Below are 15,895 nucleotides of genomic sequence, written 5' to 3'. Positions count from 1 at the left end.
TATGTTTTTCTTCTCGTAATCAGAAAAAAGAAAATATTTCTTCCAAAAAAGGGGCGTTTTTTGGATTTTATTTGTATCTTTGCCTTGTCGTTTGAGACGATTTCAACAACAAACAATTCAAAACTTAAAAAATCAATTGGATATGAACATATTGAAAAAGCTATTTGGTGGGCAAAAAACTACCGAAGAAGTGAGAGAAACGAAGGAAAAGGACTTCGACAAGGTGAAATATGATGGTGTGCGTGCTCTCCGCATGCACCAATTTGACCTTGCAGCCAAGTTTCTGGAACAAGCTCTGCAGCTGAATGCCGAAGATCTGGAATGCCGCGACTATCTTTCTCGTGCCTACATCTCGATGGGCAACCTGCAGCAGGCTTACGCCCAGTTGCAGAAAATCTCGGAGGCGCAGCCCGATAACGTGGCTGTATTGCTGCGTATGGCGGATGTGGCGTATATGATGGAGGATTATATCGCCATGACGGATGTGTGCGACAAGGCTCTGCAGCTGGATGCTGAGAATGTAGAGACGTATTTCTTCTATGCCAGAGCCTGCAGAGGGCTGGGCGATGCACCTCGTGCCGTGTCGATGCTGACTGAGGCGATAGGCAAGCGTGATGATTTCTACGCCGCCCGATTGCTTCGTGGCAGCATCCTGCTGGATCAGGCTCAGCTTTCCGAGGCTGAACTCGATGCAACTTTCCTCTATGAGCATATTCCAGGCAACGAGGATGTGCTGTTGCTGAAGGCGCGTGTAGAGAAGGCACAGGGAAAGTTGAAGGAGGCTGAGCAGACCTACGGTAAAGTGATGGATGTGAATCCTTTCTCTATTGATGCTTATCGTGAGCGCAGCATAGTGCGCACAATCTTAGGAGATAGTGCCGGAGCTGCCGAGGATGAGGCTGCAGTAAAGGAAATGGGTGCCAAAGTTCTAGAACCATCAGAAGGAATTGAGCAGAAAATCAAGGAAAAAATGCGGCAGATGGACCCCTACAAGGTCTTTCATAACGAATAAAAAGGATTTCGACCTATAAAAGGATTTCGACCTATATAACGACTAAAAAGGCTTTCGACCTATACGGCTGAAATTACCCAATGCGCCCTGAACCAACGGTCACCGGCCGAAGGGAAAGGTAAAGGGCAAAAGCTTCTATAAAACAAAATGCAGAATTTAATCTTTCTAACTGGAAAAAAATATTTTCCCAGTTAGAAAGATTATTTTTTGCAAGTAGTTCTGGAACGGACAGAACCAACTGTCGCTGGTCAAAGGGAAAGGCAAGTTCTCAATAGAAGTGCAAAAATCTGAGGGGTTTCAGGCTTAATAATCTATACCTGAAAACACCGAGGGGGTTGGGGGCGAGTAGCCCCCATGTATTGAGCTATGTCAAGAAATTCAATGAGCATGCAAATATAATTATTTCGGAGCAAAGGTACACAATAAATGTGTTACTCCAAAAGAAAATGAGCGGAAAGTTACAAGAAAATAGCAAAAAAGTTTTGCTTATGCTTCCCTTAATCTAATGAAAACAATCTCATTCTTATTCCACCTTCCACCTCTCCTTCCATCTTCTGCCTTTAGAGAAGTTTGCTCCTACTTTTATGATTATAGCACGAAAATGTTTTCTGTTTTTATTGCCACATCTGCCACGTATACATTTAACTCTCTGATTAAAAGTGGATAATGCGTGGCAATAAGCGGTATTTCTATTGCCACCTAATGCCACGCATTGCCACGCTCTTTTTATGAGGGAATGAGATGAAAAGGAGAGAGACTATTTTTCTAACTACCAGATACTCAGTGCTAAATCTTGTTCTTTGGCTCTTCAATCCTTCAATATTCTGAAGCTCTCTGCCCAATTTCTGTATACTCGAAATCTGGAGGGAAGAGCCGAATTTCTGCTTCAAAATGTCGAAAATGGCGGCTGCCATCAACTTGTGGTTATTAATAGTGTTACTTTTCGGGTGCTGCTGATGTCCTGAAGTCTGTTCCCAAGTATCGGGGATATTAACCCGAGGCTTTGCCCAGTTTTACCCAAGGCGTTGGGCACTTTTCCCCGGCGGTGTCGGGTAAAAGTCTTCATAGTCTCGGGTATGAGTCCTCATGTACGTGGTTACAAGTCCTCATGGTCTTTGGCTATCAGTAGTTGACCTCTTCTGTATATCGGTCGAATCTCATATTGGTGTAACCATGTTCCTTGCACCATTGCAGGATGTACTGCTGCTGTTCAGAAACGAGTCCTGTTTTTCGCCGTAGCGTGGCATTAGGTGGCAATTGGTGGCAACAGAAAATGCCCTTATTGCAACGCTTAAATTATTAAATATCAGTTAGCTATTTTATAGCGTGGCAATAGTGGCATTATATTTTGAAAAAAGTAAAAGTTCGATGATTGGCTGTCTCTTGATTTGAACTAAGGGGTTTCTACTAGGGTGACCATAAAGAGGCAGATGATAACAAAGTTTATGGCAAAAATTAATGAAAGACCAAGAAAGAAATTGAATTTCTCAACACCAAAGGAGTGCTTTTACAAAAACATTTAGTAATTTTGCACTTGCTTGTTGAATTCGCATTCGCGTTAATGCAAAGAGAACCGCAAAAGTAAAAAAAAGAACAAATAGAGGACTCGTAATGTATAAAATAATATAAATTATCAGGCTTTAAAGAACAATTATGCTTAAAACACCTTTATATTTGCACTTGGATTTAATTCCACAAACATAGTATTAATTTTAATTTGATTTTCGTATGAAAAAGATTTTTTTAAGACCTAGAAATAGGCAAAAAACCAGTTATTACAAGAGAGCTTCACAGGAGTTTTACTTGTGTTCTTTTAATCGTGTTCTTACAGGTAGGTGTCACTCTGGTGATGAGAACGGGAAAACTTGGTTTGAAGATGCAGAATTGGAGGCTGTTGATGAGTCAGGCAATCCTGTATCTGGTGTGATTAGGGTTTCTTCGGAAGAATGGTCAGAATGGACAAAAGAGTCCTCAGGACAAGGTTTTGATGCATTGAATAATCGTGTTCTTGTAGGACGAGAACATAAAGGTGACGAAAATGGCCTAACACGGTATGCGACTGCAATTGTTCGATTTAATGACAATAATTGTATGACTGCTGATAGGGTTTCTTCAGACTCTATTAAGGAATCAAAAGGTATTTGGTGTTGTTCGGATTCAGAAAGGGTTATGACCGGAAGGCATCATACTGGTGATGAAAATGGATCAACTTATTATAATTATTCAAAGCTCTATTCTTTGGAACCATCTACAGAACCAGCACCAAAAGGAACAATAATAGTACCTGATAAAAGGACACAAAGCGAATCTATGAAGGAAAGTAAAAGCTCCTTCTTATGTCCGTCAAATATGGTGTTGACCGGAAGGCTTCATTCTGGGGACGAGAATGGCAATACTATTTATGAATATGCTTCTTTAAAGGCAATTTCTGCTAGCGGAGAAGTTATTACTGATGCAGATATTACTGTTCAGAATGTAACATGGGTAGAGTATAAAAAAGAGTCAACAGGAGAAGGATACGATGCACCTTACGGAAAAGTAATTGTTGGGAGGAAACATTCTGGGGATGAAAATGGTAGCACAGCTTATGCCATTGGAGATGTCTTTTATAATGGACATCCAACGTTTATTAGTGGTTATCATGTCTCTGCACCTAAAAAAGAGTCGGATGGTATTTGGTTTAAGACCAATGATTATTATGTAATTACAGCACGCCATCATTATGGTGATGAGAATGGAACAACTTATTATGGATTGGGAATGATTGTGTGTGATGAACCAACCAAGCCTGATGAGAGAATCGTATTGCATGTGAAAATGCATTCGGAAGATCCATATTTCCCAATGAATCCTGTAGATTATATCCATTTATCAAGATTGCGCCGCCATGTAAAAGGTGGTACAGATTATGGTTATAACAAAATCACGAATACTTTTGTGAAAGGTGATTCGCATTCTTCAGAGTATTATGATATTCCTTTGGGTGTCATAATGAATCAGCATACTCCTTATGGAAAATATGAATTGATGAATCTTCGTCCTCACGATCCAAACAGTTTTGGAAAAGGGGAAGTCTTTTTGCAACCAGATGATCATTTGACAGGTGATTCAGATCCAAACTACAGAGTACCATGCATTGTGCATTATGCAAATGAAAAAACCATATCTTATTGGTTCTTCTTCGGATCTGATTATGCTAAGGATGTTACAGGTATTGTAAGTGGAAGTCATCAAGGGGATTGGGAATGTGTTACTGTAAGTTTAGATGGTAATGGTAAAATAACTGGGGCAAGTTTGAGTTGTCATTCTGGTGCGAATTCTCATCCTGCAAATGAATTAGAGATAGTACATGGTAAAAAGGATGAGTTGACGGTATATTGTGCTAAGGGTTCTCATGCATTTTATAATAAGCCGGGGACATATTCTACAGTTAATGTCTTAGGTGTTACCCTTTCTCATGATCATGCTGATAATATGGGATATGATTGGGTGGCAACCAATTGCGTTGTTTCCTTGACCAATCCTTCTCAAGTTTGGAAGTATTTTGCCGGAGCTTGGGGAGAAGTAGGTGAACAGAATATGACAACGGGACCTCTTGGACCGTGGCAAAAGTGTGGGGAATTAGAAATCATGTCAAAATCGCATAATAATCCGACGATCAAGTCGCTTATACAAGAAGACCAAGTATTGTTGGTGATTGATGATGAAAAAGAAAAAGTTGAGGAATCCAAAAAGGAAAGTCTAGGCGGCGAGTGCTCAGTTTCTAATCATAAAAATACACAAATATTATATACGTATTCTCATGATGGTGATGAAAATGGAACAACGACATATTATTTTGCATCTTTAAAAGCTGTTGATATAAACGGAAATGAAGATTGTAATAATATTACTGTTGAGGATTTAGAATGGACTGAGTGGCATAAGCAAAGTGAATCGCAAGATTTCTTTATGACTACAGAGATGCAAGGTAAAAATAGTTATTCTAGAATCATTACGGGTAGAGAGCATAAAGGAGATGAGAATGGTATGACTAGGTATCAAACTGGATTGCTGAAATATAAAGGTAAATTGGTGAAAGTTATTCCATATCCAAATGCTGATATGTGTGTATATTCTAGCCATAAAATAATGGTATATCCAAAGCAAAATCTCGTTATTATAGGAATAAAACATTCTGGTGACGAGAACGGTATTACAACATATTGTCAAGGATATATCGTGGCTGATAAATAAAGTTTATAATAAGAGGAAACCTATTTCAACCCAGATAGGTTTCCTCATAATCTGTTTAAATGTTATGAATGGACTTGTAAAAAACTTATTGTTGTTATTTTGCTTTGTATTTATAGGAGGGACATTCTTCGCTTGTCTTAACGAGGATTGGCGATATCCTGATTTCCATCGGGCAGTTTGTAATGTTCCTAAATTTTATGATGAAAAACAGGGAAGTTATAAGGGAGAAGTCTTTTTAGTAAAAGCAGATTCTTCCTTGGACACAACATTTACTTTTATAGAAGTAAAATATGGTAATTATGCTGATAAAACGATAGAGCTAAAAGGATTTCCAATAAAATGCTTCCTTCAGCAATTAGATGAAGAGTTACCTTATAAAATTCCATCTAGCATGTTGGATAGGCAAATTAATCTCAGATATAAGTATTATCTCGATGGGGTAGTATATGAATGGGATGGAGATAGTATTGGTCCCAATTATAGAGAACATTTACATACGAACATAAAATCGGGATTTAATGTATATAATGATAGCATATATGATGAAGATAAAACTCAAAAACTGAAATATTCTATTGCAGCATATTGTGTATATGATGAGAGTAAATTTAATGATTATGACATCATGACTCTTAAATTGAGATGTTTAGAATTAAATGATAGTATAATTGAGCAACCTTGGTACAGGAAGATTGCTAAAATCGAAATTGGCAGAAGAATCGTCACGGAAGAGTGAATTTTGCTCCTTGGTATAATTTATGGACAATTCTAATCTATAGTCGAGTTATCCGAAAATTCTCAACATCAAAGGAGTGCTTTTACAAAAACATTTAGTAATTTTGCACTTGCTTGTTGAATTCGCGAAGCCTAAAAGCATCGAGATCGTGTTAAAAATGATGTTTGTCGTCTATAAACGATAAAATATATGTATTATCATCGTCTATAAACGATAAAAAGTTATTGTTTTTGTCGTCTATAAACGATAAAATATGTATCTTTGCACCGGATTCAGTAAAAAGAAAGGGAATTATGACGAAGGATTTGATTAAATTACTGATAATAGAGTATCAGGCTTATGTTACTCAAGTAGAACTGGTTCATCGTGACGTAGAGCTCATGGATGGACTGAATTACGTGTTTGTAGGATTGAGACACGCAGGAAAATCGTATCTGATGTATCAGCGCATAGCACAGCTGCTGGAACAGGGGCATAAGCGGGAGGAAATCCTGTACTTCAACTTCGAGGATGACCGTATTGACTCCTTGGATGTGACCGACCTTGACCTGATAAAAACCTGTTATGAAGAAATGTATGACAGTCGACCTATCTTCTTCCTCGACGAGGTTCAGCTGGTAGATAGATGGGAAAAGTTTGCCCGCAGGTTAGCAGATCAGAAATATCAGGTTTACATCACGGGTAGTAATGCCAAGATGTTGAGCAGCGAGATAGCGACAACACTCGGTGGCAGGTACATGATACATGAGGTGTATCCCTATTCCTTTGCCGAATATCTGAAGGCGAGCGGTATTGATGTAAAGGCAAAGAATGCCCTCTATGCTTACGCTAAGGATATTGTAAGACTCTCTAATATCTATTTCCTGCATGGAGGTTTGCCGGAGACTGTGGGGATGAAGGAGCCGAGGTCGTGGATGAGCAATCTCTTCAGTAAAATCTTCTTCGGTGATTTGGTGGCTCGATATAAGATTCGTAACGACTATGCCCTGCGGGTAATGATTCGCAAGATGGCAGAAAGCGTGAAGCAGCCATTATCTTACAGCAGAATAGCCAGCATCGTGAGCAGTACCGGCAAAAAACTCAGTACGGATGCCACGATAGATTATGTCGGCTACATGGCTGACACCTGGCTCATTTTGCCGTATGAGAATTTGTTCGGAAAGTTGCAGGACAAGGAATCCAACCGCAAGTATTATTTTACGGACAATGGTTTGCTTCATCTTTTTCTTGTAGATGCAGACACTTCGTTGCTGGAAAACATAGTTGCCGTCACGCTCAGGCGGAAATATGGTGACGGCAGCTATTTCTGGAACAGCAGGAATGCCGAGGTAGATTTTGTGATTCCGGAAGAAGAATTGGCCATACAGGTTTCCTACTCTATGGCAGATCCCGATACTTTCCGGCGGGAGACAGATGGGCTGATCAGGCTTTCTTCTGTCCAGAATGTCAAGCGGATGATTGTTGTGACAAAGGACGAGGAGGATATTGTAGAGAAGGATGGTTGCCGCATAGAGATAATCCCTCTATGGAAATGGCTGCTGGAATTCTGATAACAGACAAAAAGGCTGAACTTCGGGTTAGGAAGTTCAGCCTTTTGCTTATTTGTGATTTCGGGAAAATATAAAACTATTCTATCTGATACCATTATCTCTATCGCTATTGTTCAGCTTACGGCTGCCTGTATGGTATCTGCGGCCATGGCTGAAGTTGAAGCTGGCAGTAAAGACAAGCATGTTGCCCTGGTCAGCAAGGCGTACCTTGTTCTTCTGCTGCACATACTTGTTGAAAAGTTCATCCTTATACACGCAGCCATGAGGATAGAATACGAATAATCCGAGAACGCCAAACTGCCAGTTCTTATAACTGTAGGTTACGGCAAGATTGGAGGTTGGCTCTCCGCCGTTTGTCTTTTCTCCCCAAAAACTCTTTTCCACCTTATAGGCACCATAGCCAATGTTCCAATTGCCCGTCATGTAGCGAATTTCTGCTCCATAACTGAAGTAATTGAACTCGTGGGAATAATCCAAACCCTTTGTCTTGACATTCTGATACTCGCACATAAGGTTCAAATCCAGATGATCCTTGATGAGGTGAACTTCAGGAGTCAACAGCAGGTGCTTGTAATCATGACTCTTCTGATTCTCCGGTTTGCTCACAAAGAGATAAGAGCCATCCTCCCGCTTTTCGGGCAAGATAGAAGTGGCTATTGGCTTGTCGTAATACGTCCAGTTTCCCTCCAGGTACACAGACATCAGCGGAATGTTCCAGGAAGCCGACAAGGTATTGTTGTAGCCGGTAAATGGCTTCAGACCGCTATTGCCGTCACGCGCCTCAAAGCTGTTGGAATATTGGCGCAACTCGCTCAAGTCGGAAAGGCTTGGGATGTCTGACGTGATTTTGCTGCTCCATTTAAAACTCAGACGGTCGCTAGCCTTTGCCTGTAAAGTTACCTGTGGTCGAAACAGCCATTTGCTGTATCCGTTCTCCCCCTGATGGATGGAAGACCTGGTTGCGCCAACTCCCACCTGATAACTGAACCACTTCTGCTGTCCCTGTAGCTGGGTGAAAAGATAGAGATTGCTGTACTTCAATTCCGTATCAGCATTACTGCTTCCCACATAGATGTTATCTGTGTGGCTGATATTATATTGTCCACCTACCGATAAAGCCATCTGTTTCCAGTTCTTGCTGTATGTTCCTTCACCAATAAGAGAGCGCTTTCTACCAGTTGCATCATAACTGTAATCGGTCAGCGGAGCGTTCTTTACAGATTCATCCGGCGATTTGTTGAACGTATATTCCCTCATACGATACTGGTAATCTGTGCCGATGTAAGTACCCACCAGGTTCAGAGCCAGGTTCTGGTCATGGGGCATGTTGAGCGAATAATAAATGTCCAGAGATGGAATCTGCTCCAGCATTTTTCTGTTGTTTTGCAGATATTGATTTGCCTTGCCGCTTTCCTGATAAAGCTGGTTCATGCCTCTCACTGGACTGTTGTAATTGAAGAAATTCAACCGTACATTCAATGTATATTTGTCTGGCTCACTAAGATTATAACCCAACTGTACATTATTGGTGGTGTATAGGAACGGAGAATCATAACCTAAATAATTGCGATGTAGAGTTTCTCCTGTGGGCAGATGATAAGTACCGAGACTCTCATAGCTTCGTTCCTCTACCGAGCGATAGGAGAAACTGTAGTTGATGCTGAATTCCGATTTCTTCACATTGTATTTGAAATAACCGTCGCTATTATTGAAACCTGTCTTGGTGCCTTGCATCGTAGAAACTCCACCCACATAACCGGCATAGCGTCGGCGGACCTGGTAGTTGATGACTGCATCCAGATTGCTGTCTCCATATTTGAGTCCTGGAACATTGATGAATTCCACCTTTGTAACTTCATCCGGCTGCAAAGCCAATACATCTTGCATGCTAGCCTTGACATCGTTGATGCGTATTTGCACATCTCCGCCCTTTAATGACAGAACTTTGCGTTCTGCTCGATTTACGATAATGGTAGGCAAAGACAAGTTGTCCAACAGATCATAACCGTTGGAAGCCGTTTTCACCTGCTCTTTTGTAGGGAAGATGATTTGTCTATCTACTTTTTCTACAACCCTTGCGGCTTCAACGGTCACACCTTTCAACAGGTATGAATTCGCCTGCATCCTCACATTTCCGATGCGGGCAACAGGTACCAGCTTGCAAATCGTCTTGTAGCCTACGAACGAAACCTTCATAAGGGCCTGCTTCTGCTGGCAGGGGATAACGAAATCGCCATTGGCGTTGCTCACGCCTCCACAGAGAAAGGAGGAATCCTTCGGGTTGAGCAGCTGGATGTTGGCGAATTCTACAGGAAGATTGTGATTGTCTATCAGTCTGCCTATCAGCTTGCGCTCGCTCTTGCGTATGCATTCTACCGTGATGAGGCTGTCACCTACGGTCATCTGCATTGGATAGAAGCCGATTACCTTGCGGATGGCATCGGGAATATTGGCTGTCTTCACGTTCTGGGTAACTGTGAAATCCTCCAGTTCGTTGTAGATGAAACTGATTTTGTAGCGCTTGGAAGCCTTGTCGAGGTCGATGAGGACGTCCGACATGCTGCGGTCGTGATAGTTGCGCTGGATGTGCTGTGCGCTCATTGCCAGGGCGAACGTGCACAGCAGGAATATGATGGCTGAAAATCTTCTCATAATGATACTTTTTAACTTTGAACTTTATGATTACTTTGAGAGTCGATAATATTATGCTTACTTTTGATAAGCTTGTTATTTTACAATCAGCTCGTTTTGTTGCAATTCGATGTTTACATTCTCGAATTGGTTCAGTTCTTTTACGATGTTCTCGATGCTCGAATGACTGTTCCATTCGTAATAGAGGCGGAGGGTCTTGTCCTCGTTATTCTCAAACTTCACTTGTAAATCATAATAAGAAGCAATCTCTGAAATCATCTGCTCGAAAGCCACATTCTCGAAAATCTTGTGAATGGCTGGCTTTTCTGGTTTCGGATGAGTCAGGGAATCCTTTGCTGTTACCTGCTTTGCGGAATCTGATTTTATGACTTCCGGATGAGTATCTGCGGTTACCTGGGTTGTTTCCTGGCTGCGCTTGATGTAAGTATGGATTGCGGCAAAGGCAATACCCGAAATCAAGACAAAGCCGGCGATGGATGCTGCCAGTTTACGCCAGGAAGTTATAGGATGGGATACTTCCTGAAGTTGATGTTTCTGGCTGAATTTCTCCCATTCCTCATCTATATTAGGAGAAGAGTTACCCAGAGAAGAGTTAGAAGAAAGAGCATCATCAGGCGAATGAGAAATAGAAGCCTGAGTGTTTAAATTCTGCTGAAGGAGGGCAGAATCCACTTCCACCATCGTCTGATAGAGTTTTCGGCATTCCTCATCCTGCAATATTTCACGAATCTCCTCATCAGAATACTTCTCCTGATGGTCGATGATATCCAGTATTTTTTCAAACTTGTCCATAATAAATCTGCTAAGGGTTAAACTTTTGCTTTAATTTTCTGATGCCTTGCGCCAGATGCTTATAAACTGCCACTTCGCTGATGCCCAATTCCGTAGCAATCTCCCGATATTTCAGTTTCTGCCGAAAGCGGAAATCGAGTACCTTGCGGGTTTGTGGCGTGAGTTCAGCATCCATATAAGCCTGAATTGCCTCGTACTTTTCGGTCTCCCTGTCTATTTCGGCAATCGTCGCTTCCAGGGGAGCTATCGAAGGCGAAGTATCGGCTTTCAGAAGATGATGAACCCGGTCTTTCATCTTCTGTCGGCTCAACTGGTTGAGGCATTTATGGCGCACACACACCAGAAGATAGCTCCCGGCATTAGTGGAAGGCAGGGGCGAATCGCTGGCTATTGTCTCGTTATCAAGTCCCAGTTGGGTCTTTCCGTTGAGCACATCGGCAAAGACTTCGCTCACCACATCCTTGCTGGCTGCATCATCCTTCAGAAGTACCCTGGCCAATTGGTACATCCTCAGATAATGTTGCCGGAAGAGCTGTTCTATCGTTTCTTTGTTTATTTGCATTACTTTATTTCTTTTCTTTTGCCTATATTACAATCGAATTTTCATTTTCCTAACCCTTAGCAGAATATTTTTTAATGCAAATCAGAGACTCACGCCACATCTCGCTATCATTTCCATTACGCCACTCAGCATCGAAATTTGAACTTTGAGTTTTGACCATTGAACTTTATGATTAGTTTTTGTTATCCTAGAAATATAAAAAAGGAGGATGCACTCTTTATTTGAGCGCATCTCCAATCTTTTGTTTGATTTCTGCCATTTTGTTACGGCGTTCGATGGAGAACGTATCTCCGTGGGTTTCCACATAATCGAAGAGCATGAAAGCCTTGTTCAGGAGTTCATCTCTTGTAGGCTGCCCCACGGTATCTGCCTCGTGATAGTAGAGTTCGGCAAGCATATCCATCTTGGAGAGTCGCTTCTCCTCATCGGCAATTCCTGCCATCGCTTTCATCACATCCTCGATGGTGGCTATGCTGTAGAAGGCGTAAGGGCCCACGTATTGATTGTAGAGTTCCCTGATCTTCTCACGTCTCTCCTCCACCTCTTTCTTTTCGAGCATTCTTTCGAGTGCCGCCATAAACTCGCGAATCAGTCGCTGTATGTAGTCACGTTGTAGCATATTTTTTTATTTTGTTGTTATTGTTGCGTTATCTAATAGACTCATTGGTATTGCCATGACTAAGGCAAAGTTCAGGGAGTATTGTGAGAAGAGTTCCTAGAAACTCTCCTCTACCCCGTACAATGGAACATTCTTCATCCACTCTTGCTCCTTGTATGGCGACATGGAGAAGCGGATGGCTCGCAAGTCGGGATGGGCGTCAAAGAAGGCGCGAAGTGACTTGGAACGCAGGTTCTCTTCCGCTTTTACCTCTATCGGAGTTATCACCCCTTGGTGCTGGGCAAGGAAGTCTATCTCCAAGCGAGCGTCTTCCCTACTATAATAATAGGTGTAAATGTCCTGTTGACATAATAGCTGGGTAAGGACGTAGTTTTCCGTGAACGCCCCCTTGCTCTCCGTCATGGCTTTGTTGGAGATGAGCATTTGGGCAGGTTCCATCTCGCTTAGCGCACCCAGGAGGCCGACATCCAGGAGAAACAGCTTGAAGGCATTGAGGTCTTCGTAAAACTTCAAAGGCATTCCAACTTCTCTTACTCGGGAAATGCGATAGGTGAGACCTGCATCCACCAGCCATTGTATTGCCATGTCAAAATTCTTGGCTCGTGCTCCGCTTCTCACCGCTCCATAGATGAACTTCTTGTTTTCCTTGGCAAGCTGGGAAGGGATGGATTGCCAAACCATGCTGATGCGAGTGGCTTCATTTGGGCTGACATGCTTCGACATGTCACTACGATAAATGGTGAGAATGTTGTTCTGAACCTGTCTGACGAGATTTGCATCGTTAGTTGCAAGATAAGTTTTCACAGCCTCAGGCATTCCCCCTACAAAATAATATTCTCTTAATATCTTGATGAGTTTATCATGAAGTAATGTGATGGTCTTCCAGTCTTTACTTTTCAATATGTTCAGCAACTGTTCTTCGTCTTTTGCCATAAGAAACTCTTCGAAAGACATAGGGTAGAGTCGAATGATATCAACCTTTCCCACTGGGGCGGATTCTCCTTGGTGCATGGCAACGCCTAAAAGTGAACCTGCTACAGCCACATGGTATTCTGGTGCATTTTCACAGAAATACTTCAGCGAGGAAAGTCCCTTGTGAAGTTCTTGTATTTCATCCAGAATGATAAGCGTTTTGCCAGGGATTATAGGCTGTTTGCTAATGGCTCCGATAACCATTAGGACTCGCTTCATATCATAATCTTCTGCAAATATGTTGGCAATCTCAGAGTTTCCATCACAGTTGATGTAGGCAACGTGGTCATATTCCTGTTTCCCAAACTCCTGAAGGATATAAGTCTTGCCTACTTGTCTTGCTCCTGATAAGATTAAGGGCTTTCTGTAAAGGCTCTCTTTCCATGCTTTTAATTGTTCTATGATCGTTCTTTTCATCCTTACATACATTTTGAAGTTGTTAATGATGTTAATAACCTGCTGTTATGATGTTTAAACAGCTCTGTTGGTTGCAAAGATACACTTTTTTACACGAACTTCCAAATGTTTTCAACACTTTTCTACACGAACTTTCCTTGCATACATACACTTTTTTACACGAACTTCGTCCTTATTCATCATTATTGAGCCCTTCCACATACTCCCACAGTTTCTTGTAGAAAGGATGTTTCGTCATCGTGTCCTTGTTGCCCAGGATGATGAGCTTCATTCGGGCTCTCGTCATCGCCACGTTCATGCGGCGGAGGTCTTTCAGGAATCCGATCTGTCCCTCGTCGTTGGAACGTACCAGCGAGATGAGGATCACGTCTCTTTCCTGCCCCTGGAAACCGTCCACCGTGTTTACGCTGATGAGGCGGCGGTAAGGCTTGAAGAACTCATACTTCTTGATGAGCTTCTTGAGATATTGTACCTGGGCACGATAAGGCGAAATGATGCCCACGTCGATGCTCTCGCTCAATACCCGCTGCTTGCCTATCTTGGTGAAGTATTCCGCCAGGGTGAGCAGGGTTAGCTCGGCTTCTGCCTTGTTGATACGCCCGAAACTCTCGCCCACAAACTGCTCCTTGAAGTTCAAATCAGAATTCTGATTGGCTGCAGATACAGAAGATAATGTGGAAGCAGAATCTTCAGGAACATCTTCTCCTTCTATCGTTATCTGATTCTCCTCGTTCGAAGTATCAATCCACGTTATCGGATGGTCGTAATCCAATACGCTTCGGTATTTGATCTGTGGCGCACTTTCCACCTTGCCCCCGTAGAACCAGTCGCTGGAGAATCGCATGATTTCATCGTTCATGCGGTACTGAATCTTCAGCAGGGTTACAACCTCCGGCTTGTTTTCGGCGATGCGCTCCATCAGGGTCTTGCCAAGTCCGGCTCTTAATGCCGCAATACTCTTTACGGTAGGCGGCAGCTGGCAATGGTCGCCCGCCAGAATCACCCGGCTGGCTCTTCGCATAGGAATCCAGCAGGCAGCTTCCAAAGCCTGCGCAGCCTCGTCAATAAAGAGGGTGCCGAACTTCATTCCCTCCAGCAATCTGTGGGCAGAACCTACCAGGGTACAGGCGATGACACGCGCCTCGCCAAAGAGTTCGCTATTGATGCGGATTTCTATTTCGGCGGCACGGCTCTTCAGCCTCTCCATCTTCTGATGATAGTTCTCGCTTCCTTGCTTCCTGTTTTTTCTTAATTCTCTGATAGCCTTGCGGATTGCCCAAAGCTGAGGGTAATCAGCATGGCTCTCGAAGCGGCGCTCGTAGGTGAAGCCCAGCATCTTGTCGTTCACACGGGTAGGGTTTCCGATACGGAGCACATTCACACCTCTATCCACCAGTTTTTCAGAAATCCAATCCACCGCCATGTTGCTCTGTGCACACACCAGCACCTGAGTCTCTCGCATCAGGGTTTCGTTGATGGCTTCCACCAGGGTTGTGGTCTTTCCGGTTCCCGGAGGTCCGTGAACGATGGCCACATCCTTCGCCCAAAGCACCTCGTTCACAGCTCTTTCCTGGGTAGGGTTGAGCCATGGGAACTTCATCGGTTCGAAGGAGAATCTGCCTGCCTTCTGATGCGAATAGAATAAATCGCGGAGATAAGCCAGACGGTTGTTCTTCGCCTTCATCACTCTATCCAAAGCCTCGAACATCAGCTTGTAGCTGGTTTCATCAAACGACAGCTGCACGCCGATAGGCTCCGTAGATTGCTGCAAGTCGAGCAATGGGGCAGAATCGGGAACGGTAATCACCATTCTGTCGCCATCCACATAGCTTACGGTTCCCGTAAAGGAAAAATATTTTATACTTTGAATTTTTTGATTACTTTGAACTTTGAGATTTGAACTTTGAACTTTTTGATTAGCGTTTTCTGACTGCTGGAGGGCTGTACTGCCCTGGTTCTCATTCTTGCCCATCTTCTTGACCATAAAGAACATGACGGGGCGACCGAACTCAAAGTTGTGCTCGATATCCTGATCAGAGGTACGGAAGACCTCAATGGCTGTTTGGTTCAGCGAATTATAAAAGCTTTTTCCCACACGGAGCGGGAACCAGGCATCACCTCGTTTCACCTTTCGCTGCATTCCCATCTGTTCGGTGAGCTTGCGGAAGGCTTCTTTCTCGGTATAATACTCCAGCTGGAGCAGGGTGCGTTGTTGCAATAATGCCTGAATTGGTGAAATCTGTTCCATAATTGGATGCAAAGTTACACCAATTCAGGCAAAAATAAGAAGATAATAGCCTTAATTCCGCAACACTATAATTTAACTTTATTTATAAGTTCCTGAGCA

The 15,895-nt window shown here is 42.8% G+C and carries 11 protein-coding genes; 4 read left to right on the top strand and 7 right to left on the bottom strand.

Annotation, left to right across the window (positions count from 1 at the left end; translation table 11 throughout):
- Nucleotides 1–142: 142 nt before the first annotated feature.
- Nucleotides 143–1,012: a tetratricopeptide repeat protein gene (locus tag ACQRBJ_RS03945; RefSeq protein WP_217760652.1), complete on the top strand. Its 870-nt coding sequence runs from the start codon at nt 143–145 to the stop codon at nt 1,010–1,012.
- Between the two features lie 689 nt (nt 1,013–1,701).
- On the opposite strand, the gene ACQRBJ_RS03940 is transcribed toward ACQRBJ_RS03945, so the two are convergent.
- Nucleotides 1,702–1,926 (bottom strand): DUF3874 domain-containing protein, encoded by a 225-nt coding sequence (locus ACQRBJ_RS03940; RefSeq protein WP_254880970.1) that lies wholly within the window; start codon nt 1,924–1,926, stop codon nt 1,702–1,704.
- An 814-nt stretch (nt 1,927–2,740) separates the two neighbouring features.
- On the opposite strand from ACQRBJ_RS03940, the gene ACQRBJ_RS03935 reads away from it, so the two are divergent.
- The 3 genes from ACQRBJ_RS03935 (at nt 2,741) to ACQRBJ_RS03925 (ending at nt 7,534) form a co-directional block, all read left to right on the top strand.
- Complete coding sequence (locus ACQRBJ_RS03935) at nt 2,741–5,248, top strand: hypothetical protein (protein WP_445302903.1); 2,508 nt, start codon at nt 2,741–2,743, stop codon at nt 5,246–5,248.
- Nucleotides 5,249–5,312: 64 nt separating this feature from the next.
- Nucleotides 5,313–5,984: a hypothetical protein gene (locus ACQRBJ_RS03930; RefSeq protein WP_217760654.1), complete on the top strand. Its 672-nt coding sequence runs from the start codon at nt 5,313–5,315 to the stop codon at nt 5,982–5,984.
- A gap of 293 nt (nt 5,985–6,277) precedes the next feature.
- On the top strand, nt 6,278–7,534 hold the full coding sequence (locus tag ACQRBJ_RS03925; RefSeq protein ID WP_295346979.1) for an ATP-binding protein: 1,257 nt from the start codon (nt 6,278–6,280) through the stop codon (nt 7,532–7,534).
- 81 nt (nt 7,535–7,615) lie between these two features.
- Here ACQRBJ_RS03925 and ACQRBJ_RS03920 read toward each other — a convergent pair whose 3' ends face one another.
- The 6 genes from ACQRBJ_RS03920 to ACQRBJ_RS03895 all read right to left on the bottom strand — a co-directional run bounded on the left by ACQRBJ_RS03920 (nt 7,616) and on the right by ACQRBJ_RS03895 (nt 15,796).
- The gene (locus ACQRBJ_RS03920) at nt 7,616–10,186 is read right to left on the bottom strand and encodes a hypothetical protein (protein WP_445302902.1); all 2,571 of its coding nucleotides are present in this window, start codon (nt 10,184–10,186) and stop codon (nt 7,616–7,618) included.
- A 75-nt stretch (nt 10,187–10,261) separates the two neighbouring features.
- On the bottom strand, nt 10,262–10,978 hold the full coding sequence (locus tag ACQRBJ_RS03915) for a DUF4974 domain-containing protein (RefSeq protein WP_445302901.1): 717 nt from the start codon (nt 10,976–10,978) through the stop codon (nt 10,262–10,264).
- A 10-nt stretch (nt 10,979–10,988) separates the two neighbouring features.
- Nucleotides 10,989–11,540: a sigma-70 family RNA polymerase sigma factor gene (locus tag ACQRBJ_RS03910; protein WP_445302900.1), complete on the bottom strand. Its 552-nt coding sequence runs from the start codon at nt 11,538–11,540 to the stop codon at nt 10,989–10,991.
- Nucleotides 11,541–11,757: 217 nt separating this feature from the next.
- The gene (locus tag ACQRBJ_RS03905; protein ID WP_295346983.1) at nt 11,758–12,159 is read right to left on the bottom strand and encodes a hypothetical protein; all 402 of its coding nucleotides are present in this window, start codon (nt 12,157–12,159) and stop codon (nt 11,758–11,760) included.
- Nucleotides 12,160–12,255: 96 nt separating this feature from the next.
- Nucleotides 12,256–13,548 (bottom strand): ATP-binding protein, encoded by a 1,293-nt coding sequence (locus ACQRBJ_RS03900; protein WP_445302899.1) that lies wholly within the window; start codon nt 13,546–13,548, stop codon nt 12,256–12,258.
- Between the two features lie 172 nt (nt 13,549–13,720).
- On the bottom strand, nt 13,721–15,796 hold the full coding sequence (locus ACQRBJ_RS03895) for an AAA domain-containing protein (RefSeq protein ID WP_445302898.1): 2,076 nt from the start codon (nt 15,794–15,796) through the stop codon (nt 13,721–13,723).
- Nucleotides 15,797–15,895 lie beyond the last annotated feature (99 nt).

This window comes from Prevotella sp. SGI.167 (genome assembly GCF_050313615.1).
Lineage (GTDB): Bacteria > Bacteroidota > Bacteroidia > Bacteroidales > Bacteroidaceae > Prevotella.
The sequence above is the reverse complement of the archived record's forward strand: the minus strand, read 5'-3'. Positions and strand labels throughout refer to the sequence as shown.